This is a genomic window from Kribbella amoyensis, from assembly GCF_007828865.1.
Taxonomy (GTDB): domain Bacteria; phylum Actinomycetota; class Actinomycetes; order Propionibacteriales; family Kribbellaceae; genus Kribbella; species Kribbella amoyensis.
This window is the reverse complement of sequence record NZ_VIVK01000004.1, coordinates 138332-163609: the sequence shown is the minus strand read 5'-3', so window position 1 is coordinate 163609 and position 25278 is coordinate 138332. Positions and strand designations below refer to the sequence as shown.

The 25278-nt window shown below is 70.1% G+C and carries 17 protein-coding genes; 8 read left to right on the top strand and 9 right to left on the bottom strand.

Going from position 1 to position 25278, the window contains the following annotated elements; genetic code table 11:
- Nucleotides 1–60 precede the first annotated feature (60 nt).
- The 3 genes from FB561_RS37335 to FB561_RS37325 are packed head-to-tail and all read left to right on the top strand — an operon-like array spanning nt 61 to nt 3614.
- Nucleotides 61–2415 (top strand): MinD/ParA family ATP-binding protein, encoded by a 2355-nt coding sequence (locus FB561_RS37335; protein ID WP_145814830.1) that lies wholly within the window; start codon nt 61–63, stop codon nt 2413–2415.
- 48 nt (nt 2416–2463) lie between these two features.
- Nucleotides 2464–3150: a hypothetical protein gene (locus FB561_RS37330; RefSeq protein ID WP_145814829.1), complete on the top strand. Its 687-nt coding sequence runs from the start codon at nt 2464–2466 to the stop codon at nt 3148–3150.
- Between the two features lie 29 nt (nt 3151–3179).
- Nucleotides 3180–3614, top strand: coding sequence for a hypothetical protein (locus FB561_RS37325; RefSeq protein ID WP_145814828.1), 435 nt, complete (start codon nt 3180–3182; stop codon nt 3612–3614).
- Between the two features lie 130 nt (nt 3615–3744).
- Here FB561_RS37325 and FB561_RS37320 read toward each other — a convergent pair whose 3' ends face one another.
- From FB561_RS37320 to FB561_RS37310, 3 genes are all read right to left on the bottom strand, one after another.
- On the bottom strand, nt 3745–6642 hold the full coding sequence (locus tag FB561_RS37320) for a vitamin B12-dependent ribonucleotide reductase (protein ID WP_145814827.1): 2898 nt from the start codon (nt 6640–6642) through the stop codon (nt 3745–3747).
- Nucleotides 6643–6722: 80 nt separating this feature from the next.
- Nucleotides 6723–7220: a transcriptional regulator NrdR gene (gene nrdR, locus FB561_RS37315; protein WP_145814826.1), complete on the bottom strand. Its 498-nt coding sequence runs from the start codon at nt 7218–7220 to the stop codon at nt 6723–6725.
- 431 nt (nt 7221–7651) lie between these two features.
- The gene (locus tag FB561_RS37310) at nt 7652–9607 is read right to left on the bottom strand and encodes a glycerophosphodiester phosphodiesterase (protein ID WP_145814825.1); all 1956 of its coding nucleotides are present in this window, start codon (nt 9605–9607) and stop codon (nt 7652–7654) included.
- Between the two features lie 98 nt (nt 9608–9705).
- Between FB561_RS37310 and FB561_RS37305 the strand changes: the two genes are divergently transcribed.
- Nucleotides 9706–10656, top strand: coding sequence for a nucleoside hydrolase (locus FB561_RS37305; RefSeq protein ID WP_145814824.1), 951 nt, complete (start codon nt 9706–9708; stop codon nt 10654–10656).
- 100 nt (nt 10657–10756) lie between these two features.
- Nucleotides 10757–13726, top strand: coding sequence for an AfsR/SARP family transcriptional regulator (locus tag FB561_RS37300; protein ID WP_170284966.1), 2970 nt, complete (start codon nt 10757–10759; stop codon nt 13724–13726).
- 302 nt (nt 13727–14028) lie between these two features.
- Here FB561_RS37300 and FB561_RS37295 read toward each other — a convergent pair whose 3' ends face one another.
- A complete protein-coding gene (locus FB561_RS37295) occupies nt 14029–14547 on the bottom strand; it encodes a LysM peptidoglycan-binding domain-containing protein (protein WP_145814822.1) in 519 nt (172 codons plus the stop codon).
- A gap of 386 nt (nt 14548–14933) precedes the next feature.
- On the opposite strand from FB561_RS37295, the gene lexA reads away from it, so the two are divergent.
- On the top strand, nt 14934–15722 hold the full coding sequence (lexA, locus tag FB561_RS37290; protein ID WP_145814821.1) for a transcriptional repressor LexA: 789 nt from the start codon (nt 14934–14936) through the stop codon (nt 15720–15722).
- 48 nt (nt 15723–15770) lie between these two features.
- The gene (locus FB561_RS37285) at nt 15771–16280 is read left to right on the top strand and encodes a glutathione peroxidase (protein ID WP_145814820.1); all 510 of its coding nucleotides are present in this window, start codon (nt 15771–15773) and stop codon (nt 16278–16280) included.
- A gap of 127 nt (nt 16281–16407) precedes the next feature.
- On the opposite strand, the gene ligD is transcribed toward FB561_RS37285, so the two are convergent.
- The 3 genes from ligD to secD form a co-directional block, all read right to left on the bottom strand.
- Complete coding sequence (gene ligD, locus FB561_RS37280) at nt 16408–17379, bottom strand: non-homologous end-joining DNA ligase (protein WP_145814819.1); 972 nt, start codon at nt 17377–17379, stop codon at nt 16408–16410.
- Complete coding sequence (locus tag FB561_RS37275) at nt 17376–19352, bottom strand: ATP-dependent DNA helicase (RefSeq protein WP_145814851.1); 1977 nt, start codon at nt 19350–19352, stop codon at nt 17376–17378. Before FB561_RS37275 ends, ligD begins: the two co-directional genes overlap by 4 nt.
- A gap of 280 nt (nt 19353–19632) precedes the next feature.
- Nucleotides 19633–21933, bottom strand: coding sequence for a protein translocase subunit SecD (gene secD / locus FB561_RS37270; RefSeq protein ID WP_145814818.1), 2301 nt, complete (start codon nt 21931–21933; stop codon nt 19633–19635).
- 283 nt (nt 21934–22216) lie between these two features.
- Between secD and FB561_RS37265 the strand changes: the two genes are divergently transcribed.
- The gene (locus tag FB561_RS37265; RefSeq protein WP_145814817.1) at nt 22217–23413 is read left to right on the top strand and encodes a S8 family peptidase; all 1197 of its coding nucleotides are present in this window, start codon (nt 22217–22219) and stop codon (nt 23411–23413) included.
- Nucleotides 23414–23471: 58 nt separating this feature from the next.
- On the opposite strand, the gene FB561_RS37260 is transcribed toward FB561_RS37265, so the two are convergent.
- Complete coding sequence (locus FB561_RS37260) at nt 23472–24116, bottom strand: response regulator (RefSeq protein ID WP_145814816.1); 645 nt, start codon at nt 24114–24116, stop codon at nt 23472–23474.
- On the bottom strand, nt 24113–25270 hold the full coding sequence (gene macS / locus FB561_RS37255; protein WP_145814815.1) for a MacS family sensor histidine kinase: 1158 nt from the start codon (nt 25268–25270) through the stop codon (nt 24113–24115). The genes FB561_RS37260 and macS overlap by 4 nt, the downstream gene beginning before the upstream one ends.
- Nucleotides 25271–25278 lie beyond the last annotated feature (8 nt).

Sequence of the window (25278 nt, the reverse complement as noted above, 5' to 3'; positions counted from 1 at the left end):
ACGTGCTCCGCGCACCAACCGGGAGGTATCTGCTCCGCGCACCATTCGGGAACCGGCTCGATGACGACCGACGAGTGGGTCGAGCGCAGTACCCGGGGACCGCAGACCGGCGGTCCTCGGCCGAGTCGTGCGCCCGGGGTGAGGCTGCTCGGCCGGTACGAGGGATCCGGGTTCCGGGACGAACGCTTCCTGGTCGAGCGGGCGGACCGGCAGATGGTGCTGCTCACCAAGCTGCTCTACCTGATCGTCGAACACGCCGACGGCCACGCCTCGACCGACCTGCTCGCCGACCGGGTGAGCCGGGCGTACGGGCAGCGGCTGGTTCCCGACGACCTGGTCCGCCTCATCCACGACAAGCTCGGGCCGTCCGGCCTGGTCGCGTTGTGGAACGGCGCTCCCGTCGGTCAGCGTCGAGCGGATCCCCTGCTGGCGTTGAGTGTTCGCGGCGTCCTGCTGCCGACGACCGCGGTCCGCCTGATCGGCCGGTTGCTCGCTCCGCTGTTCCACCGGCCGGTGATCCTCGCGATCGTCGCTGCCGTCATCGCGTTCGACGTGTGGGTGGTGACCACGCTCGCGCCGGCCGACGTGTTCGCCGCGCTCATCGACCCGACCGGAGTCATCGCGGTCCTGCTTCTGCTGCTGGCGGCGACGCTGTTCCACGAGTTCGGTCACGCGGCCGGGTGTAGCTACGGGGGTGCGCGGCCAGGGCAGATCGGGGTCGGCATCTATCTGTGGATCCCCGCCTTCTACACCAACGTCACCAACGCGTACCGGCTCGACCGGGCGGGCCGGCTGCGTACCGATCTGGGTGGTGTCTATTTCAACGCGGTCTTCATCGTGGTTGCCGCCGCGGCGTACCTGTGGAGTGGTTGGGCACCACTGCTCGCGGTCATCGCCCTGTCCCACCTGGAGATCGTCCAGCAGTTGCTGCCGGTCGTCCGCTTCGACGGGTACTACATCCTCGGCGACCTGGCCGGTGTACCGAACCTGTTCGGCCACGTTCGCCCGATCATGCGGAGCCTGCTTCCCGGCCCGGCCAAGGATCCCCGCGTCGCCCAGTTCCGGCTACGACCCCGGGTGATCGTGACGGCGTGGGTGCTGGTCACCGTGCCCGCGTTGGTGATCGGGCTGGGCGTGTTGATGTGGAACGCCCCCAAGTACCTGGCCGGCTTCTGGGATCGCGCGGATGCGTTGCTGGCCAGTACGCGAGCACTCGCCTCGGCCGGAGAGATGGGCGCGGCGATCCTCTCGGTCCTGTCCCTGCTGGCGATCACGCTCCCCGTCGTCGGCCTGAGTCTCGTCCTGGGGCGAGCGGTGCTCCAGGTACTCCGCGCAGTACGCGCCAGGCGTAACACCGTGACCGCAACTCCACCGGCCGGGGAGGAACCGATGAGCACCGCGTACAACCCGAAGCGGATCAACGGCATCGAGTCCGGGATGACCGCGACCGCACCGCCCCCGGCCACCTCCGTCGAGGAACCAGGTGCGGCCGCGTTCACCGAGGAGCGGATGCTCCGCCGCCGGACGACGGCGCCCCGGCAGGGATGGCGGCATGGCCTGTACGTCGCGACGAGCGGACGCGTCAACGTCGGACCGAGCGCGGCCGAACGCCGTGAACAGGAACGGATCGAGCGAGTCCGGACGCCGTTGCAAGGCCCTCGCCGGGTGGTCACCCTGAGCCGCAAGGGCGGCGCCGGTAAGACCACCACCACGTTGATGCTCGGCCACACGCTGGCCGTCCACCGAGGGGACCGGGTGGTCGCCCTGGACGCGAATCCGGACGCGGGGTCCCTCGTCTACCGTGTCCGCAGACAGACGCCGGCCACGGTGACCACCCTCCTCGGGGAACGCGAACTGATCACCAAGTACGCCGACCTGCGCGCGTACACCTCGCAGGCTCCGACCCGGCTCGAGGTGATCGCGTCGGACGACGATCCCTCCATCAGCCAGGCCCTCGGCGACCGGGACTACCGGGCCGCGATCGACCTGCTCACCCAGCACTACAACCTGATCCTGATCGACACCGGCACCGGGATCCTCGACAGCGCGGTCCAGGGCATCCTGCGTGAGGCGGACCAGATCGTCGTGGTGATGCCGCCCGCGCTCGACGGCGCCCGGGTCGCCGCCGGGACGCTGGACTGGCTGGACCAGCACGGCCACGCCGACCTGGTCGCGTCCGCGGTCGCGGTGATCAACACGACCCGGGGCCGGCAGCGCTGGCTCCAGCTGGACGAGATCGAGAAGCACTTCGCCTCGCGTTGCGCCGGGACCGTCCGCATCCCGTGGGACCCGGCGTTGGAGAGCGGCGCGGCGACCGACCTCGCCGACCTGCGTCCCGCCACCCGGGACGCGTACCTCGAACTGGCCGAGACGGTGGCCGGCGGATTCGCCGCCGAACGCTGGCCCGGCCGCTGACCTGTCCGTCCCGAAGCTCGTACCCACGGATCCCTGGAAGAGGAGCACATGACCATCCACCGGCGACTCGAAGCGACCCTGCTGATCGCATCCCTGCTCGCGAGTGCGGCCGGAGGCGGCCTGCTCACCTCCCGGAAAGGACAGGACTTCGACCTGGTCGCGTCCGCCAACCCGACCGCGGCGGGCAGTTCGGACACCGACCGGACGGCCTCGTTCGACCGAGCGCGCGGCAAACGTGTCCAGGCGGACGCGGTCGCCACGGCCTCGGCCACCTGCGACGGCTGCAAGGGAAAGGCGACCGCGGTCCAGGTGATCTACGTCAACAAGGCGCGCAAGGGTACGGCCGACAACACCGCGAACGCGTGGTCGAGTTGCAGTGGTTGCGGTGCGACCAGCGTGTCCATCCAGGTCATCGTGACGCGGCCAGGGGTGAAGCTGAGCGCGCAGAACCGAGCGCTGGCCGTCAACGCCGGGTGCCAGGGGTGTTCCAGTGCGGCGGTGGCCGTCCAGCTGGTCGTGGTCACGTCCAAGCACCGCGCGTTCTCCCGTCACGCGCGCGACGAGCTGGCAGCGCTGGCCAAACAGCTCGAAGCCCAGCTGGGAGCGACGCGAACCAAGGCCGCCCGGACCGCCGCGGCCCGGGACAAGATCGGGCTCGCCGGGATCGAGGCCGTGGTCCGCGACGACCTCAAGCCGACCAGCGTGCAGCCCCGCTTCGCCCTGAAGACCGGCTGACCAGGACCCCGATCGACCGGACAGCCCCCATGAGCATCCGCCGCCTGACCCTCGCCGGAGCCGCTGCCCTGCTCGCCCTCCTGCTCCTCGGCTGCGAACCCACGACCTCGACCGGCGGCCGCCCGAGCACCAAGCCGACCACTGGAAAGGCGAATGGCAAGGCGAATGGCAAGGCGACCGCAAAGACGACGACGGCACAGTCGCAGGCGACCGTCCGGATCACCGCCTCGGACGGCGTCTGCTGGAAGGCGAAGGTCGGGCGGGAGAGCAGAGCGGGCTGCGGCTCGTCGACCCTGCAGGCCAAGGACTCGCGCGGCATCTACCGGATCACGCTGAACAAGACCAAGGGCGCCGGCGAGCTCTCCGTCGTCCTGGTGGTGAGCGGCCGAAGCGTCGACCGCGGATCGGTCACCTCCGACGCGGGGCTGGTCTCGATGACCTACACGAACCAGTCCTCGCGCTGAACGCACCGCGGCCCCCGGGTGAGCTCACCGAGGGCCGCAGTACTTTCAGTGGATCGGATCCCCAGCATCCGGTCTGGTCGGGGAAGTCGTGGCCGGTGAGGCCCGCCGAAGGCGAGCCTCACCGGGTGGATCAGCTGCAGCCGGAGGTGCTGCCGCAGCCTTCGCAGACGTAGCAGGAACCGCTCGGGCGCATCTTCGTGCCGCAGGTGAAGCAGAGCGGCGCGTCCACCGAGGTACCGGTGATCAGCTCGAACATCTCGGCCGTGGTCCGGACCTCGGAGGTGTCGACCGGCTTGGCGGTCGCGGCATCCACCGACGGGTCGTTCTCGGCGGCCTTGTCCGCGGCCGGCTCGACCGACTTCAGCGACTCGGCCTCGGAGATCTCCGCCGGCGCCTCGTACGACCCGGTGTCGAGCTGCCGGGACCGCTCCTCGGCGGAGTAGATGCCCAGCGCCGCGCGCTCGTCGAACGGCAGGTAGTCCAGCGCGAGCCGGCGGAAGATGTAGTCCATGATCGACTGCGCCATCCGGACGTCCGGGTCGTCGGTCAGACCGGCCGGCTCGAACTTCAGGTTGGTGAACTTCTGCACGTAGGTCTCCAGCGGCACGCCGTGCTGGAGGGCGATCGAGATCGCGATCGAGAACGCGTCCATCACGCCGGCCAGGGTCGAGCCCTGCTTGCCCATCTTCAGGAAGACCTCGCCGAGACCGTCGTCCGGGTAGGACCCGGCGGTCATGTACCCCTCGGCGCCACCGACGCTGAACGACGTGGTCCGCGACGGCCGCGACTTCGGCAGGCGCTTGCGGGTCGGCCGGTACTCGATCACCTTCTCGACGATCTTCTCGGCGACCTCGGCCTCGGCGGCGACGGCCGCCTTCTTCGCCTTCGCGTCGGCCAGCGGCTGGCCCACCTTGCAGTTGTCGCGGTAGACGGCCAGCGCCTTCAGGCCGAGCTTCCAGCCCTGGAAGTAGACGTCGGCGATCTCCTCGACCGTCGCGCTCTCCGGCAGGTTGACCGTCTTGGAGATGGCACCGGACAGGAACGGCTGCGCGGCCGCCATCATCCGGACGTGGCCCATCGGCTTGATCGCCCGCTCGCCCATCGCGGTGTCGAAGATCTCGTAGTGCTCCGGCTTGAGGCCCGGGGCGTCGACCACGTGGCCGTGCTCGGAGATGTACTCGACGATCGCCTCGATCGTCTCCTCGGTGTAGTTGTACTGCCGCAGCGCCCGCGGGACCGTCTGGTTGACGATCTGCATCGAGCCGCCGCCGACCAGCTTCTTGAACTTGACCAGCGAGAAGTCCGGCTCGATCCCGGTGGTGTCGCAGTCCATCATGAAGCCGATCGTGCCGGTCGGCGCGAGCACCGAGGCCTGCGCGTTGCGCCAGCCGTTCTTGGCGCCGATCTTCAGGACGCCCTCCCACGCCGCGGTGGCGTGCTTCTGGACGTCCTTGTCGATCGCGTGCATCGTGCGGATCGCGTCGTTGGCCGCGGCGTGCTTGCGCATCACCCGGGTGTGCGCGTCCTTGTTCCGCTCGAAGCCGTCGTACGCGCCGACGACGCCGGCCAGCTCGGCGGAGCGCTTGTACGACGTCCCCGTCATCAGCGAGGTGATAGCGCCCGCCAGTGCGCGACCACCGTCGGAGTCGTACGCGTGCCCGGTCGCCATCAGCAGGGCGCCGAGGTTGGCGTACCCGATGCCGAGCTGCCGGTACGCGCGGGTGGTGTCGCCGATCGCCTCGGTCGGGAAGTCGGCGAAGCAGATCGAGATGTCCATCGCGGTGATGATCAGCTCGACGGCCTTGACGAAGTTCGCCGAGTCGAAGCTGTCGTCGTCCGTCAGGAACTTCAGCAGGTTCAGCGAGGCCAGGTTGCAGGACGAGTTGTCCAGGTGCATGTACTCCGAGCACGGGTTGGACGCGGTGATCCGGCCCGTCTCCGGGGTGGTGTGCCAGTCGTTGATGGTGTCGTCGTACTGGATCCCCGGGTCGGCGCAGGCCCAGGCAGCGTGGCTGATCTTGTCGAACAGCTCGCGGGCGTCGACGGTCTCGATGATCGAGTTGTCGATCCGGGCCCGCAGGCCGAACTCGCCCTTCTCCTCGACCGCGCGCATGAACTCGTCGGTGACCCGGACCGAGTTGTTGGCGTTCTGGTACTGCACCGAGGTGATGTCGCGGCCGCCGAGGTCCATGTCGTACCCGGCGTCGCGGAGGACGCGGATCTTGTCCTCCTCGCGCATCTTGGTCTCGACGAACTCCTCGATGTCGGGGTGGTCCACGTCCAGCACGACCATCTTGGCCGCCCGCCGGGTGGCGCCGCCGGACTTGATCGTGCCGGCCGAGGCGTCCGCACCGCGCATGAAACTGACCGGGCCGGAGGCGGTGCCGCCGGAGGACTGCAGCAGCTCCTTGGACGACCGGATCCGGGACAGGTTCAGACCGGCACCGGAGCCGCCCTTGAAGATCAGGCCCTCCTCCTTGTACCAGTTCAGGATCGAGTCCATCGAGTCGTCGACGGCGAGGATGAAGCAGGCCGACACCTGCTGCGGCGAGGACGTCCCGACGTTGAACCAGACCGGCGAGTTGAAGCTGAAGTACTGGTGCAGCAGCATCCAGGTGAGCTCGTGCTCGAACACCTCGGCGTCGGCCGGGGAGGCGAAGTACCCGTGCTCCTCGCCGGCCTTGCGGTAGGTCTTCACGACCCGGTCGAGCAGCTGCTTGAGGCTCCACTCCCGGTTGTCGTGACCGACGGCACCGCGGAAGTACTTGGTGGTGACGATGGTGGAGGCGTTCACACTCCAGTAGTCGGGGAACTCCACCCCGCGCTGCTCGAAGACCGTCTCACCGGTCTTCCAGTTCTGCTGCACGACGTCACGACGCTCCCAGGTCACCTCGTCGTAGGGGTGCATGCCGTCGGTCGTGAAGATGCGCTCGATGGTGAGTCCCGTGGGCGCGCTGTTCTTCCGCCCGCGGAACCCGGCCGCCGACCTCTTGGTCGACCCCGAGTGGCCGGTCACCGTCTCTGTCATGGTTGCTCCTCGCCCTGTCTGTCTGTCCTGCCGCGGTCTGTCGGGACCGCCCCGTTGGTGTCGCAGGTGATGCGGTGGAACTACTTCCCCGTTGATGTCTGGATCGAGGCGGCGGGCTCGGTCCCCTCGGGCTCCTTCTCGGCCCGGAGCAACGCGATCTCCGTCTCGAAGTCGTCGGCGGACTCGAACTGCCGGTACACGCTGGCGAAGCGCAGGTACGCGACCTCGTCCAGCTCCCGCAGCGGACCGAGGATGGCCAGGCCGACCTCGTGCGCGGGGACCTCCGGCGAACCGCTCGCCTTCAGCGCGTCCTCCACCTTCTGGCCCAGCCGGGCCAGCGCGTCCACGTCCACCGGCCGGCCCTTGCAGGCCTTGCCGACGCCGTTGACGACCTTCTCCCGGCTGAACGGCTCGGTCGCTCCGGACCGCTTCACGACCGTCAGCTGCATCTGCTCGACGGTGGTGAAGCGCTTCTCGCAGACCGGGCACTGGCGACGGCGGCGGATCGCTCCGCCGTCCTCGGCGACCCGGCTGTCGACGACGCGGGAGTCACTGTGCCGGCAGTACGGACAGTGCACGAAGAATCACTCCTCCCGAGGGTCGCCGCGGGGCAACCTGTGGATCAGCCTGGGGACAACTTGTGTATGACTTGTGAGTAACTGACCACTACCTGTGGAAAATTACACCCGTGTAACCACTACATCTAGGGATGCTACGTCGCTGCTCCGACAGTTTGCAAGAACGCCCGGATCCCGCGCGCGTCTCCTTGTTCCAACACTCGCGCAGCCTCGTGTAGTCCCGCGTGGCGCCGCCGGGACGACCCTTTCGAGGCGCAAACTACGGCCCCCGCGAACGCCGTTCCGAGCCGCTGCGCGGACACCCTGGGCAGGGCTTCGCGGTGGGCAGGCTGGAGGTGGGTTCGGCCGATCGGCGCGTCGTTCCGCATCGTGCCATGCAACGACGAGGCCGGGCCCCCTGGGGGACCCGGCCTGGTCGGAACGGCGGTGTGTTACTGGGTGGCGAGAGCACGCGCCTCGGCGACGATCCGGTCCCGGCGCTCCGCGGTCAGCCCCTTCGCTCCCGGCGTGTTCGCGTACGTCGCGAGGACGGCGTACTGCCGCTGGCCGAGCAGCGTGGTCAGGGTCGAGACGGTCGACGCGGACGCGCCGGAGGTGAGGACCAGGTCGGCCAGGCCGGTCGGCGTGGCGACGATCCGGAATCGGGACTCGGTGGTCGCGCCGGCCACCTCGGCCCGGATCACGTGCTCACCGGCGGCGAGGGCTGCCGTGTCCAGGGTCGTGCCGTTGGCGATCGGCGCGCCGTCCAGGGTGACGGTCAACGGCTCGGCCGAGTTGTTGCTGACGGCGACCTTGGTCTGCTGGGCCCGGTCGATCCGCTGGTCCGCGGCCGGGCTGAGCACGGTGGCCCGCGGCTTGGTGCGCTGCAGGAACGCGGTGTTCCAGCCGTACAGCTCGGCCGGCCGGTTGGTGATGACGCCGTCCACGCCGGCCTTCTCCAGCCCGTTCCAGCGGCCCGCGTCGTCGACGGTCCACACGTTCACCGCGACGCCGGCCGCGTGCAGGTCGGCGACGATGCCCGGCCGGGTCTGGAACGCGCCGTCCGACGGGTTGTACGCGGACAGGCCGAGGTCCTTGGCGATCGCGACCGGGTCCGCGTCGAGCGTGCTGCGGAGCAGGCCGAGCGGGAGTTCCGGGGCCAGCTCGCGCATCCAGCGCAGGTGCTGCGGCTCGAAGCTCTGGACGAAGACGCGGCTGGCCATACCGCGGTCCCGGATCTCCTGGACGATCCGGGCGACCGAGTCCTGCGTGTGCGCGCCCTTCACCTCGAGCAGCAGGTTGCCGCCGCGCGTCCTCAGGCCGTCGAGCTGCTGCGCGAGCGTCGGGACCCGCTGGCCGGTGTACGCCGGGGCGAACCACGATCCCGCGTCGAGCGTGGCGACCTGGGCGAGGGTGAGATTGCGGACCGCGCCGGTACCGTCGGTGGTCCGGTCCACGGTGGTGTCGTGCAGGATCACCGGGACGCCGTCCTTGGTCGGCTGGACGTCGTTCTCGATCCACTCCGCCCGGGCCCGGCGAGCCACCTCGTCGGAGGCCGCCGTGTTCTCCGGCGCGGCGCTGGAGCCACCCCGGTGCGCCCAGACCCGCAACGGCTCACCGGCCTTGCGGATGAACGATTCCTTGGCCAGCGGCGTCACCCTGAGGTCGTCGAACGACACGGTCGCGCCGTTGACGATCAACGCCTGCCCGCCCGTCGTACTGCGCTCGACCATCGTGGTCCGAAGCGCCTCGCGGCCCTCGACGTACCAGGTGGCGCGGGTACCGCGGACCTCGACGGCGAGCTCGACCTGCTTGCCGACACCTACCTGGACGGGGGCGGCAGCGGTGTCGGTGACATTCCAGGTGTTCGCCGCGGTGCGCTGGGCGAACTCGAGCCCGTTGGCCGCGGTCGAGCCGTTCCGCAGCGTCGCGATGGACCACGGGACCGCGCCGCTCGGGGCCAGGTCGAGGCCGAACGCGACCCAGCGGGCGGCGTCGACGGCGGAGTCGAAGCGCAGCTTGCTCTCGATCCGGAAGTCGGTCAGGTGCGAGCCGAAGGTGATCCGGCTCTGCTGGCTCGCCGAGGACGAGGTCCCGACCAGGCGGCCGTTCTGCACCTTCCAGGTCCCCTCGACCGGGGTCCAGCCGGCCGGCAGCGCCGTACCGTCGAACTTCTCGTCGACCGTCGGCGCCGGGTCGGCGGCCTGCGTCGCGACCTGGTCAGCGGCTCGGTTCGAGAGCTGGTTCGAGAGCTGGTTCGAGAGCTGGTTCGAGGTTCGGGAGGTGGCCTGGCCGGTCGCTCGGGCGTCGGCGGCTTCGGCGATGGTCGGGGTGATCAGGGCGGTCACGGTGGCACCGGTCGCGAGGGCGGCGAGGACGGCCCGAGGGCGGCGGGGAGTCGGCTTCATGGGCACCGACCGTAGGAAACTGACGCGAACGGCACCAGATCGAGTGATGAACTGACCGCCAACGGCCGATGGATCCGCCGATGGGACAGGATGACGCCATGAAGCCGGTCATCCTCGACGTCGACACCGGGCTCGACGACGCCTGCGCCCTGCTGCTCGCCGCCCGCCATCCCGCGCTCGACCTCAGGGCGGTGACGTGCGTCGGCGGCAACGTCGGCCTGGACGAGGTGGTCGTCAACACCGTCACCGTGCTGGACGCGGCCGGCCGAGCGGACGTACCGGTCGCCCGGGGCGCCGCACTCCCCCTGCTCCAGCCGGTACGCCCTGCACCGCACGTCCACGGGGTCGACGGACTCGGCGACCTCGACTGGCCCAAGTCGGCCCGCCGTCCGGACGAGCGGCACGCGGTCGAGCTGCTCCGCGACACGTTGACCACCGCGGCCCGGACCGGCGAGAAGGTCGCGCTGATCCCGCTGGCGCCGATGACGAACATCGCGCTGCTGCTGCGGACGTACCCCGAGGCCGCTGCCGGGATCAGCGAGATCGTCTTCATGGGCGGCGCGGCCGGGATCGGCAACGCGACCGCGTCGGCAGAGTTCAACATCTGGACCGACCCGGAGGCGGCCGCGATCGTGCTCGCCGCGGCCGGCGACCTCGGCATCGGCATGACGATGTACGGCCTGGACGTGTTCTACGACGTCGTGGTGACGCTGGATGAGGTCCGCGAGCTGGCCGGGTCGCCGTCGGCGGAGCTCGCCCGGCGCCTGATCGAACGACGCAGCGAGCTGTACCGGCGGGACGGCGCCACGATCGGCGACGGCGGGGCCGTGTGCGCGGTGATCGATCCGGCCGGGCTCACCACCAAGCGGTACCCGCTGCGGGTCGAGCTGGCCGGCTCGTGGTCGCGCGGCCGCACGATCGTCGACACCCGCGACTGGTCCGCGGACCTGTCCAGTGACCCGTACGGCGCGGCCCCGACCGTCGTCGACGTGGCCACGGCGGTCGACGGCAGGAAGTACGCGGATCTCTGGCTCGAGACGGTCAGGTAGCCCTCGGCCCGACCGGCGGTGAACCGAACGGTCCCTACACTGAGGCGCAACGACAACCGATCTCGCTCCGGGGGGTGCGATGGCCGGTCCGGAGATCCGTATGCTCGGGCCTTTCGAAGTCACGCTGGACGGGCGACCTGTCGCTCTTCCCGGCCGGAAGGTCAGGACCCTGTTGGCCCTGCTGGCGTTGTCCGCGGGCCGCACCGTCACCTTCGACTCGCTGGCCCGAGGCCTGTGGGGCGACGATCCGCCGTACCGGATCCGCGGCACCCTGCAGACGTACGTCGGCCGCCTGCGCCGGGCTCTGGGCAATGATCTGATCCAGACCGACGTGAACGGCTACCGTCTCGGTGGCCCGGCCTGGGTGGACGCGCTCGACTTCCTCGCCCACCTCGATCGGGCCGCTCAGGCAGAGGGCCGGGTCCGTCGCGACCTGCTCGACTCGGCGCTGCTGCTGTGGCGGGGCGAGCCGCTGGGGGACGCGGTGGCCGAGCGGCTCGACGAGCGGATCCGGCCCGATCTGGTCGAGCGGTACCTCACCGCCTACGAACAGCGCGCCGATCTCGACGTGGAAGATCCGGCCGCCCGAGTCAGCGAGCTCCAGGCTCTCGTCGAGCTTTATCCGCTCCGCGAGACCCTCTGGCTCCGCCTGCTGACCGCGTTGAAGCGCCTCGGCCGCCCGGCCGAGGCGCTGAACCACTACGAGGTACTGCGCAACCAACTCAGCGAAACCCTCGGCGCCAGCCCTTCCGCCGAGCTCCAGGACCTCCAGCGGGAGCTCCTGGTGGCCACCCGCGAACCGCCCCCAGGGCCGACGCTCCACTGGACTTCCCCACCGCCTCACGCCGCGGCTTCCAGTCCGTTGCCGTTGGCATCTACTGCGGCCGAGCCCGAGATCCTGACCGCACCGGGAGTACGCCCGGGGGTGCTGGGCCTGACCCGGTTCTACGGACGCGAGGGCGAACTCTCCGAGGTCGAGGGACTGCTCCAGGACAACCGGCTCGTCACCATCACCGGTCCCCCGGGCGCCGGCAAGACCCGGCTCGCGCTCGAACTGGCCGACCACCCGGACCCTGGTGAGGCTCGGACCGCGTTGCTGGGCGAGGTTTCCGAGGGACGCGGCGTCGTCGGTGCTGTCGCCGCGGCCCTGGGAGACGCGGATGCTTTGGAGGACACCTTCGTCAGTACCTTGGGCAACCAGGAGCTCCTGCTCGTACTGGACAACTGCGAGCACGTTCTCGGCGCGGTCTCCGAGTTGGCGGCGCGGATCCTGTCCGAGTGCCCCGGGGTCCGGATCCTCGCGACCAGCCGGGCCCCGCTCGGCGTCCCCGGTGAACAGCTCTTCCGGCTGCCGTCGTTGGCGATCGAGTCGGCGTCACAGTTGTTCGTGGACCGGGCCGGCCTGATCGGTGCGGGTGCCGGGCTCGCCGAGGACGACGTCCGGTTGATCTGCCGCCGGCTGGACGGGCTGCCGCTTGCGATCGAGCTGATCGCGACCTGGAGCGGGGTGCTGTCGCTCACCGAGATCCTGCGCCGACTCGACGATCTGCTGACCGCGGCCGGGCCGTCGAACGATCCGGCCGCGATGACGTCCGCGCTGGACTGGAGTTTCCGGATGCTGCCGCCGGTGGCACAGCAGTTGTACGGGCGGCTGTCCGTGTTCGCCGGCGGGTTCGACCTCGCCGCGGCCGAGGCGGTCACACAACTCGGTGACGACCTGTTGCCGGCGCTGAGTACGTTGATCGACCACTCTCTCGTCGTGGCCGACCGCGAACCGTGCGGCGGGATGCGGTACCGCCTGCTCCAGCCGGTACGCCAGTACGGCGAATCGGTGCTCGCCGCCGACGAGATCACGGAGACGGCGACCCGGGACCAGCACGTCGCGCACTTCCTGGACGTCGCGCGGACCCGCAGTGCCGGGCTCCGCGGTCCGGATCGGTCCGGCCACCTGATCCGGCTGGAGCGCGAGTCCGCCAACCTGCTGGCCGCCGCGAACTGGGCGCGGACCCGGCCGAACGACCTCGACCTGCGGCTGTGTACGGCCCTCGCCTACTTCTGGGAACAGCGCGGCCGGATCAACGGTGCGCGGGCCCGGCTGGAGGAATGCCTGGGCCGTGGGACCGACGACCAGCGCCTCCGGGCCGTCGCGCTCGCCTGTCTCGGCCGCTTGGCCTGGCGGCAGCGCGACTACGGCGCGGCGCGGGACGCGTACGAGCGGAGCCTGGCGTTGTTCGAGGAGTTCGGGGACGACCTCGAACGGGCCCGCGGGCTGCGCAATCTCGCGTTGGTGGAGAGCACGACCGGAGACACCACGAAGGCGGTCGCCCGCTGCCGTGAGGGACTCGCTCTCTTCCGTCGGCACGACGATCACCGTGGCCGTGGTTCCACGCTCACGGTGCTGGGCTTGGCCAAGTACGAGGACGGTGACTTCGACGGCGGCAAGGAGTACTACGCGGAGGCGCTGCGGGCGAGTCGGTCGTGCCGAAGTGTGGCGCTCGGGGTGACCGCGCGGCTGGGACTCGCTTTCGCCGCGGCCGTAACCGGCGACATCGGACTGCACCGGGCCCAGCTGGAAGTGGTGGTCGAGGACCTCCGTACCTCCGACGGACTGGTCGAGGATCCCGAGTGGCTCTGGGCGGGCGCGAGCCTCGCCTCGGCCGAGGAGCGGATCCCCGCAACGCTTCGGCTGGCCGGTGCCGCCGAGGCGATGAGCCGGCGTGGTGGGCGCATGCCGGGTGTGGTGACGACGTTCTGCGAGACGTTGGTGGAGAAGGCGCGAGCGTCGGTCGGTGAGCGGGCCGCGGATCGGCTGATGCGCGACGGGGCGACGTCGGCCGCCGACGACCTGATGGCCGACGCGCTGGCCCGGCCGACCCCGGCCGACCGCCCGCTGACACGCCGGGAACGTGAGGTCGCCGACCTGACCGCGCAGGGGCAGAGCAACGAGCAGATCGCGCAGGCGCTGAGCATCTCCCGGCGAACCGTCGAGTCCCACCTCGAACACATCCGCCGCAAACTCGACCTCACCACCCGGTACGAGCTGATCGCCTGGGCGAACGGAAGCACCTGAGTCCGGGCGAACTGGAAAGCGCGTGGGGTCGGGGCGCCTGGCTCGGGGCCGCCTGCCGGGCGGCGTTATCCGGGTGATGACCGAACCTGGGCCCGAACCGTCCCCACGCGGATGGAGGACGCCGGCGAACTCCTGCTGGACCCGCGCTTCCGAGCCTGGTTCTACCAGTACCTCTGCACCGCAGGCCGCCGTCCTCTCGGCTGATCCCACGCCTGCCGAACGCCGCGCTCTCGGCTGTCTCTGCGCCGCCGATCACTGAGCGGCCTGTGGACCGCCGGGAGTCGCCGCACGGCTGAGCAGACTCAGCGGACCGGGATCTCGAGGGTCTGGCCCGGGGTGAGATCGGACGGGGTGGAGAGGTTGTTCAGGGTCGCGATCTGCTCGACGACGGTGGCGGGGTTGTCGGTCGGATTGGTCTCCTGGGCGATCTGCCACAGCGTCTGGCCGGCGCCGACCTCGACCTGCACCGTCCGGGTGAACTGCGGCTCGGGCTCGAGCACCCCGGCGACCCGCAGCCCCAGGACTGCGACGGCCGACCCGAAGATCAGCACCGACAGCACGGTCAGCACCGCGCGTCCCCGGCGGGTCAGCCGCAACGCCGGCGGCTCGACCTCGGCCTCGGGCCGGACCGCGGGACGGTGCCGGTCGGCCGCGGACCTCGCTTGGACGTGCCGGCCGAGCTCGTCGCCGGAGCAGGCGCGCACCGGCATCCGCTCGGTGGTGGTGCCCTCGATGCGCCGGCGGCGACGCGGCACGACCTGAGGCGGCGGCGCCACCTGGATCGTCGCCGGTGTTTCTGTTGCCAGAGCCGCTGTGCTCATCGGTTCCTCCAGACCCTCGTCCAGACCTCTTGCTGCGGTGTCGGTTCCTGTCTACCGGTGGCCTCCGACAGTTTCCGGCGAGTGGTCCTCGCGGACCCGCTCGGCCGGGCTGTCCGGCCACCGAGCGACCGACCCGAACACCTGTTCGATCGAACGCCTGTACGAATGATGACCGAACCGGCGACACGAACGCAACCGTTCCAACCACGACACGCCAGGGAAATTCCCGTCCTCGCGAACGGCTTATAACCCGACACACGAACAAACGTGCGAACCGACACGCCTTCGAACAGATGTTTGAAGAATCTCAGAATTCGGTCTACGGTCATGTCAGTCGAGAAAGCAGGCCGGGAGGATCGCCGGCCCGACCGGAGGAGTTGCCACCGATGGCCAGGACGCCGAGCGGTTCCAGCAAGGACGAGCGCAGCACTGCGGGGCGGCGCGACCAGACCTCGGCCGACCAGACCGTGTCCGAGCTGCCGGACGGCCCGGCCGACGCGACCGGCCTGACGCCGCGCCAGCGCCGCGTCCTGGACGTCATCCGCGACTCGGTCGACAGCCGTGGTTACCCGCCCTCGATGCGTGAGATCGGCGAGCGGGTCGGTCTGACCAGCTCGTCCTCGGTGTCGCACCAGCTCCGCGTGCTCGAGCAGAAGGGCCTGCTCCGCCGCGACCCGAATCGCCCCCGGGCCATCGAGGTCCGCTACCCCGGCGAGGTCGCCGAGTCCGCGCGCCGTGGCTCGGTCGGCTCGGTCCGGCAGCTGTCCTACGACGAGACCGACGCCGGCGACGCGCACCCGGCCGCGGCGTACGTGCCGGTGGTCGGCCGGATCGCCGCCGGTGGCCCGATCCTCGCCGAGCAGGAGGTCGAGGAGATCTTCCCGTTGCCGAAGGCAATGGTCGGCGAGGGCACGCTGTTCATGCTCCGGGTCAAGGGTGAGTCGATGATCGACGCCGCGATCTGCGACGGCGACTGGGTCGTGGTCCGCCAGCAGCAGACCGCGGAGAACGGTGACATCGTCGCTGCCATGATCGACGGCGAGGCGACCGTGAAGACGTTCAAGAAGACCAAGAACGAGATCTGGCTACTGCCGCACAACGACGCGTTCGAGCCGATCGACGGCAAGGACGCGACCATCCTCGGAAAGGTCGTAACAGTTCTGCGGCGTGTCTGACATGGCAGACGGCGCGCGAAGTCGGGCGTGTCATGTCAGCATTGAGGTATGACGACTGTCTATGACTTCAGCGCCCGGCGGATCGAAGGCAATGAACAGTCTCTTGCCGATTTCCGCGACCAGGTCCTCCTGGTGGTGAACACGGCCTCGCAGTGCAGCCAGACACCGCAGTACACCGGCCTGCAGAAGCTCTACAAGAAGTACCGCAGGCAGGGTTTTTCGGTGCTCGGTTTTCCCTGTGACCAGTTCGGCCACCAGGAGCCCGGTGACGAGAATGAGATCGCGAACTTCTGTTCGACGATCTACCACGTCACGTTCCCGATGTTCGCCAAGATCGATGTGAACGGGTCGAAGACGATCCCGCTCTACAACTGGCTCAAGCGCGAGGCCGGCGGCCTGCTCGGCGGCCGGGTCAAGTGGAACTTCACCAAGTTCCTGCTTGCTCGCGACGGCAGCGTGATCGCGCGGTACGCGCCCACGCACACGCCGGAGAAGCTGGCGGACAAGATCGAGGCGGCACTGGCGGTCCCCGCGCCGTCCCGGGAAGCGAACGACTGACCGAGTTCCGCAGGGATCGGTGGAATCGATTCCTGATCAGTCAGGGTTCTGTGACATGAGCACCATGGGTCGATCGGGTAATGCCTGAAATCCCAAGCCTGTCAGCGACATCTGGACACCGAGCGTCTCAGCGAAGCACCATTTCGGGGTCGATGTCCAGCCGCAGCCCCCGCCACACCGGATGCCGGAGCCGCCCGTCCGCGGCCCAGCCCGAGTAGGTCACCTCCGCCACCAGCAACGGATCCAGCCAGTGCGCGGCGCGCCGGTCCGAGGTCGGGATGGTCGAGGTGTCGAAGGGCGGCCGGTCCACCTCCAACGCGGCCAGCTCGGCACCGAGGACGTCGAGGATGGCGAAGTCGAGGCCGGATCCGACCTTGCCGATCAGGACCAGTTCACCGCCGGGCTCGGAGTACGCGCCGCAGTAGAGCGAGCCGATCCGGCCCTCGCGGTTCCCCTCCCCCGGATGCCAGCCGCACAGGATCACGTCGCGGGTCTGGACAGGTTTCACCTTCACCCAGTCCGAGCTGCGCTTCCCCGCCAGGTACCGGGACTTGCGCCGCTTCGCGACCACGCCTTCGAGGCCTTGTGCGGCGGACAGGTCGAGCGCCTTCTCGCTGTCCGAGTACGCCGGCGGGACCTCCCAGAACGGGTCGCCGATGTCGAGCGAGTCGAGGAGCCCGCGCCGTTCGTCGTACGTTGCCTCCAGCAACCAGTTCCCGGCGTACCGGAGCACGTCGAAGACGCGGACCGAGACCGGTACCTCGGTGACGAGGCGGGTCAGGTGCCGTGGATCGCGCACGTGCATCCGCCGCTGCAACAGGCCGAACGAGGGGGCGCCGTTCTCGTCGAGGGTGACGATCTCCCCGTCCAGGACGGCCGGGAGCTCGAGACCGGGCGCCTCGGCCAGGCCGACCAGCTCGGGGTAGCCGCCGGAGACGTCGCGGCTGTTACGGGACCAGAGCCGGCAGACGCCGTCGTCCACCTCGGCGATGACGCGGATACCGTCCCACTTCATCTCGTACGACCAGCCCGGCCCGGTCGGCAGCTGGCCCGGCGCCGCCATCATCGGCAGCACCGGCGGGCTGGTCGCGGGGCTCATGACTCCTGCAACCGCTGCAGCGCGCCGAGCACCTTGGCCCGGTCCGCGGTCGGCCACATCGGCGGCAGCGAGGCGCGCAGGAAGCTGCCGTACCGAGCAGTCACGATCCGGGGATCGAGGATCGCCACCACTCCGCGATCGGACGTCCGCCGGATCAGCCGACCGGTCCCCTGCGCGAGCAGCAAGGCCGCGTGGGTCGCCGCGACCGACATGAACCCGTTGCCTCCGGCCTCATCCACGGCGCGCTGCCGGGCGGCCATCAACGGCTCGTCCGGCCGGGGGAACGGGATCCGGTCGATGATCACCAGGTTGCAGGTGGAGCCCGGAACGTCGAGTCCCTGCCACAGCGACAGCGTGCCGAACAGCGACGTCTCCGGATCCTCGACGAACTCGCGGGAGAGCTCGTTCAGGTGGGCGTCGCCCTGGCAGAGGATCTTCAGGTCGGTCGCTTCGCGGACCGCGGCCGTCGCCGCCTCGGCCGCCCGGCGGGACGAGAACAACCCGAGCGTCCGGCCGCCGGCGGCGGTGACCAGGTCGACGATCTCGTCGAACTGCTTCTGCCCCAGCCCGTCCCGATGCGGCGGCGGCAGGTGTTTGGCGACGTACAGGATCGCCTGCTTCTCGTACTCGAACGGGGAGCCGACGTCGAGACCACGCCACGGCAGCGGACCCGGGTCGGCGTCGGTCTCCTCCGGCATCTCCGCCTCGAGCTCGAGCCGGTCCGACGGCCGCAGCCCGACCTGGCGCGCGATCGCGTCGAACTCACCGCCGAGCGTCAACGTCGCCGAGGTGAGGACCGCGGTCCGGTCCTTCAGCATCAGCTCCCGCAGCAACCCGGCCACGGTCAACGGCGCGATCCGCAGCTCCCGGCCGAACCGGTCCCGATCGACCAGCCAGACCACGTCCGCGTCGCTCAGCGCCGCGACCCGCTCGGCGACGTCGAAGACCTCCTTGACGGCCCCTTTCGACTGCCGCTTGGCGCCGTCGGGATCGTCGTCCTTGTCGTCGGACTTCTTGCCGAGGTCCGAGTACACCGCGCGGGCGGCGTCGCGGATCAGGCCGGCCGCCTCCAGGACGACGGTGTTCGTCCCCTCGATCCGGCCCTCGCGGGACTGGTCGAGCGCGGACCGCAGCGCGTCCGAGGCGTCGATCAGGTCGTCCGCGTGGTCGTCGTCGACGAACCGCCGCGCCCGCTTCGCCGCCCGCTCCACCATCTGCGGCGACAGCTCGTCCCCCGCGGCCCCGGTCACCCGGGCCGGCAGCTCGTGCGCCTCGTCGACGATCACCACGTCGTGCTCGGGCAGGACGGTGCGGTTCTCGAAGGCGTCGATCGACAGCAGGGCGTGGTTCGTGATGACGATGTCGGCCTTGCGGGCCTCCTCCTTCGCCTTCTCCGCGAAGCACTCCTCGCCGTACGGGCATTTCTGCGCGCCCAAGCACTCCCGCGCCGCGATCGCGACCTGCTGCCAGGCCTGGTACTGGTGCGACGGCGCGTGGTCGCGGTCCCCCGCCGCCCCGTCGAGCAACTGCTGCTCGGCCCACTCGCGCAACTCGACCACCTGCTGCCCGACCGGACCGGACGGCGGCACGTCGACCAGCATGCCGTCCTCGTCCGGCGCGCCCTCGCGGATCCGGTGCAGGCAGGCGTAGTTGTTCCGCCCCTTCTGGATCGCGTACCGCGGCCGGCGGGGCAGCAGCTTCTCGGTCGCGTCGAGCAGCGCGGGCATGTCCCGATCGACCAGCTGGGCCTGCAAGGTGAGGGTGGCGGTGGACACGACGACCCGGCGGTCCTCGATCGCGTGCACGAGCGCTGGCACCAGGTACCCGAGGGACTTGCCCGTCCCCGTGCCCGCCTGGACGAGCAAGTGGGAGCCATCGTGCATCGACTCGTTCACCGCCTCGGCCATCGACACCTGACCCGGACGAGTCTGACCGTTCAACCCGGAGACCGCGGCCTCCAGCAATTCGCGCACATCGACACCCACCGGATCACCCTAGCCCGAGCCGAGGACAGAAACCGCGCGCGGCTGGGCGGGGGTGTGGACAACAGTTGTCCTTGGTGACAACCCGGTGAGCCGCGGGACCCTGGTTGGTGGGTGGAGCCAGCAGGTCGAGGAGGCGCGTCGGCCATCGCTGGCTAGCGGGCTGTGTCATCGCTGACGGGGTTGCGTGACCGCTGACGCGTTACAACGCGCTAGGCGTCAAACAACCCGCCAGCGGCCCAAACCTCAGCACCCATCCCCAGCGGCGGTGCTAGACGACCGCGCCCCGGTCCGGTGCGGCGTCGCGGTCTCGCTGGACTCTCTTCGGCTTGGGCGGAGGCGCCGGGTACTTCTTCTCCAGCTCCACCAGCAGCGGAGCGGCCGTCAGGTTGGACGAGTACGTGCCGACCAGGATGCCGAGCAGCAGCGCCAGGGCGAAGTCGCTCAGGGAGTCTCCGCCCAGGAACAGCAGGGCCGTCAGGATGAAGAGGGTGCTGATACCGGTGTTGATGGTTCTTGGCAGCACGTTGATGATCGCTGTGTCGACGACTTGGCCGAGGTTGTCCGTACTCCGGGCGTTGCGGGTTTCGCGGATGCGGTCGAAGACGACCACCGAGTCGTTCACGGTGTAACCGATGATCGTCAGCATCGCGGCCAGGAAGATGCCGTCGACGGGTTTGCCGGTCCAGGCGAAGACGCCGACGACCACCGCGACGTTCTGCAGCAGGGCCAGCACCGCGCCGGCTCCGAAGGTCCAGCGGAAGCGGGCTGCCAGGTACAGCAACTGAGCGAGCAGTGCGACGCCGAGGGCGATCAGCGCCTTGTCGCGGAGTTCGCTGCCGAGGGACGGGCCGATGCTCTCGTTGCGGATGAGCTCGGTGCCGCCGCCGATCCGGCTGATGGACTCGCGGATCTTCTCGGTCTCGTCGTTGCTGATCGTGCCGGTGCGGACCGTGATGTCGTCGGTCCCGGAGGCCTGGACGACGGCGTTCGGGTAGCCGGCTTCGGCGACGGCGACGCGGGCCTGGTCGGGGGTGATGGGCTGGGCCGTGCTCACCTCGAGCAGGCGGCCGCCGGTGAACTCGATACCGAGGTTGAGGCCGCGGATGGCGACGCCGGCGACGCTCACCACGATCGCGATCATGGTGATCACCAGCCAGCGGCGGCTGTGGTTCATCAGGGCCGGACGCTTGGCCTCCAGCCAGGTGCGGACCCGGCCGTGGCCGGCGATGCCACTGATGGCCGGGCGCTTCAGGACGAACTTGCGGGCGACGAAGAACTCGGCGAGCACCCGGGTGACGACCAGGGCGGACAGCATCGACGCCAGGACCCCGATGCTCAGCGTGACGCCGAAGCCCCGGACCGGTCCGGCGGCCAGGAAGAACAGCAGACCGGCCGCGAGCAGGGTGGTGATGTTCGAGTCGGCGATCGCGGACAGCGCGTTCTGGAAGCCGCTGCGCAGGGATCTGCGCAGGCCGTCCGTGCGGCCACCGATGTAGTCCTCGCGAGCTCTCTCGAAGACGAGCACGTTGGCATCCACGGCCATACCGATCGCGAGCACGAAGCCCGCCAGGCCGGGCAAGGTGAGGGTGGCCCCCAGAGCGGTGAGTGCGGCGTAGGACATCCCGGCGTAGGAGATCAGGCCGATCACCGCCATCAGCCCGACCAAGCGGTAGACGACGATGATGAAGAGTGCGGTGAGCGCGACGCCGATGATCGCGGCGAGGGCACTCGCCTCGATCGCGTCCTTGCCGAGCGACGGGCCGACGGTGCGCTGGTCGATGACCTCGACCGGGACCGGCAGCGAGCCGCCCTCGATCAGCGCGGCCAGGTCCTTGGCCTCTTCCTCACCGAAGTTGCCGGTGATGGTGGACTGGCCGCCGCCGATGCCGATGTTGCACAGGGTGGTGCCGCCGTTCGGGTCGACGGCCGGCGCGGTGATGACCTCGTTGTCGAGCACGATCGCGACCCGGCGCTGCGGTGAGCCGACCGGCTCGCACGCGGCCTTGCCGGTGATCTGGGCCCAGATCTTGCCGCCGTCGCCCTTGAAGTCCATCTGCACGAACCAGCCCTGCGCGACCTGCGCGGGGTCGATCGTGCCTTCCGCTCCGCCGACCAGCTCACCGGTCATCGCCGGTTTCGCCAGCCGCAGGAAGCCCTGGCCGTCGTCGCTGGCCAGGTACGTCTCGCCCGCCGCGGGCTTGGCCGGCTTCTCGGCGACCTGGTCGAGCACCTGGTGGAAGGTGAGCTGCGCGGTCTTGCCGATCACGGCCGCCGCTTCGCGCGGGTCCTGGACGCCGGGCAGCTCGACGATGATCCGCCGGTCGCCCTGCCGAGTCACGCTGGGCTCGCTCACCCCGAGGGCGTCGATCCGGCGGCGCAGCACCTCCAGCGCCTGGTCGGTGGACTCGCGGTTCGCCTTCACCGTGGGCGAATCGCTGGTCTCCAGCACGATCTGCGTTCCCCCGCGCAGGTCCAGACCGAGCTGAGGGCGCGCCGTCAGCACGACGTACGTCGAGGCGGCCAGCACGAGGAGTGCCAGCACCGCGCGGATGAGGGACGACCGGTTCACTACTTCCTCCGGAGGATGGGCACCCGCTGTACAGGTGTCGTGACACAGAGCAGACCGCAGTTCGTGGAACGCACAGTGTACGAACGCCCGCAAGTCCTGCCCCAGCATCGCAGACGTCCGGGGGCGGCAGCCCAGTGCCATGGCATCACTGCGCGGCCGAACTGATTGACGCATCAGGTGAGTGCGTCCTAACTTCTCAGCCACGCGCTCGGTGACCGCCCGGAAACCGAGTGTGACCACCCACCACCGCCCCGTTGGGTGACGAGTTCCCCGAGGAGGAACCGTGCGTCGTCGTTTCCGCCCCCTTCTGGTCGCCGCCGTCGTGCCGGCCGTAGCCCTGACCACCGCCCTCACCACGGCAGGCGCTGCCGGAGCCGCGCCCGTCCCCGAACCCGCCGGCCGGACCATCGCCGTCCAGGCCGCTCCCGCCGAGGCCGGCGTGAGCGCCGTGCCGGATACCTACATCGTCGAGCTGCGCAAGGGCGTCAAGCTCAAGCGGTCCCTCGGGATCGCCCCGCAACGGCAGTTCAGTACCGCGGTCAACGGGTTCAGCGCGAAGCTCAGCGCGGACCAGCTGACCGAGTTGCGGAAGAGCCCGGACGTCGTCGCGATCTCGCAGGACGTCTACGTCGAGAACGCGATCGACACCACCCAGGCGAACCCGCCCTCGTGGGGCATCGACCGGATCGACCAGCGCAACCTGCCGTTGTCGAAGTCGTACACCTACACCCGGACCGGGACCGGCGTGCACGCGTACATCATCGACTCGGGCGTCGACCCGAGCCACCCGAACTTCGGCGGCCGGGCCAGCTTCGACTTCAACGGCCTGGACAGCAACAACACCGACTGCAACGGGCACGGCACCCACGTCGGCGGCACCATCGGATCCACTTCGTACGGCGTGGCCAAGTCGGTCCGCCTGCACGGGGTGAAGTGGCTCAACTGCAGTGGCGGCGGGACCGCGTCGGCCGCGATCGCCGCGGTCGACTGGGTCACCCGGAACGCGGTGAAGCCCGCGGTCGCCAACGCGTCGTGGAACTTCAGCCCGAACACCACCCTGGAGAACTCGCTCCGGGCGATGATCAACTCCGGGGTCTTCCTGGCCGCGTCGGCGGGCAACACCGGGGCGAACTCGTGCGACCGGCTGCCGCGCAAGATCGAGACCGCCCTGGTCACCGCGGCGACCACGAACACGGACGCGCGGGCCTCGTACTCCAGCACCGGCGCCTGCGTCGACGTGTACGCACCCGGGTCCGCGATCGTGTCCACCCTGCCGGGCAACACCACCGGCTCGTACAACGGCACGTCGATGGCGACCCCGCACGTCGCCGGCGTCGCCGCGCTCTACCTGCAGACCAGCCCGTCGGCCACCCCGGCGACAGTGAAGTCGTACCTCGAGACCAACGCCACCCCGAACGTCGTCAGCGGCGGCGGCACGGGCGGCACGGTCAACCGCCTCCTCTTCACCAACGGCCTGTAGCGCCCGCAACAGCATCGCCGCACCGGCTCCACCGGCCGGTGCGGCGATGCACCAAGTTCTACGCCTCGTCCGCGTCGAGCCCGTTCTCGATGGCGAAGCGAACCAGCTCGGCCCGGTTGTGCAGCTGGAGTTTGCGCAGCGTGTTCTGCACGTGGTTCTCCACCGTGCGATGCGAAAGGACCAGCCGGGTCGCGATCTGCTTGGCAGTAAGGCCCCGCGCGACCAGGCGGAGTACCTCGGTCTCCCGGTCGGTCAGCTGCGGCACTTCGGGGCCCGCGCCGCCCAACCGCCGGTACTCCCCCAGCAGCAACCCCGCGAGCCCCGCGCTGAAGACGGCATCCCCTTCGGCCGTCCGCCGCACCGCCGCGTCGAACTCGTCCAGCGAGGCCGACTTCACCAGGTACCCGGACGCCCCGTTCTTCACGGCGTCCAGGACATCGCTCTGCTCGCCGCTCGCCGACAACACCAGCACCCTGGTGTCCGGCAGCGCGGCCGTGATCTCGCGGGTGGCGTCGACCCCGGACGCGTCGCCGAGTTGCAGGTCCATCACCACCACGTCGGGGGTGGTCGCCCGGGCGATCCGGACCGCGCTCGGCACGTCGGCGGCAGTCGCGCACACGTCGTACCCGCGGCTGCCGAGGTCGCGGGCCACGCCCTCGCGCCACATCGGATGGTCGTCCACGATCATCACCCGGACCGTCATGTCCTGCTCACCTTCATCTCCCACTCGGTGCCCTCGCCGGGCGCGGTACGGACTCCGACGGAGCCGCCGAGGTCGCGGATCCGGCCGCGGATGGACTGGCTCACCCCGAGGTGACCGTCCGCGCCGGCCCGGTCCAGCCGGTCCGGCGTCGTGCCGGCTCCGTCGTCGCGGACCGAGACCAGCACGTCGGTCCCGAGGTCCTCGACCACGACCCACGCCCGCGCGTCCGGACCGGCGTGCTTGTCCACGTTGCTGAGCGCCTCCTTCACCGCGGCGACCAGTTCGGCGGCCACGGCGGCCGGCACCATCACCTGGTCCGCCGGCACCACCACGTCCACCCGGGTAGTGGCCAGCGGCAACAACAGTCCGCACAGGTCGGCCCGGCCACCCGCGCCGTCGACCGGCCGCGAGGCCATCAAGGTGCGCAGGGCAACCTCCTGCTCGGCCGCCAGCCCGGCCAGCTCGACCGCCTCGCCGCCGATCGCGGTCCCCCGGCGCTGGACCTGGGCGAGGACCTGGAGGACGCCGTCGTGGATCGACCGGCTGAGGCGCAACCGTTCCGCGGTGGCGCTCTCGGCGGCGATCGCCTCACGGAGCCGGCGGTTCGCGGCCCGCATCGTACTCGCGGCGTACCCGACGACGATGCCGGCGACCAGCAGGAGCTGCACGTTGCTCAGCATCTTCGCCGCGTTGTCGACGCCGCGCAGGGACAGCAGCGCGAGGCTGATGGTTGCCGCCCCCAACAGACCGCCGTCGCGGCCCCGCGAGATCGCCAGCGCGATCACCGGTCCCGCGGCCCAGACCGAGGTGAGGACCGAGGCGCCGGCGCGGATGTCGAGCAGCGGCTGGGCCAGCAGGGTGGCGTACATGCAGCCGACGGTGACGAGAAGGTCGGCGACCGCGAGCCGGGTGTTGCGGCGGCCCCAGTGCCGGCTGTACCCGATCGACGCGATCACGGTCCAGACGCCCATGATCGCCAACTGCAGGACGGCGCCGGACGGCCGGACGATGCCGTCCCACCGGGTCCACACGCCGAAGCAGGCGAATCCCCAGGTGATCATCCGGAACACCACCAGCGCCCGCCACAGCGGCAGCAGCAGGTCGGCGGACTCGCCCGCGGACTCGCCCCGGCCCGGCCCGGTCTCCGACGTCATGGCGGACA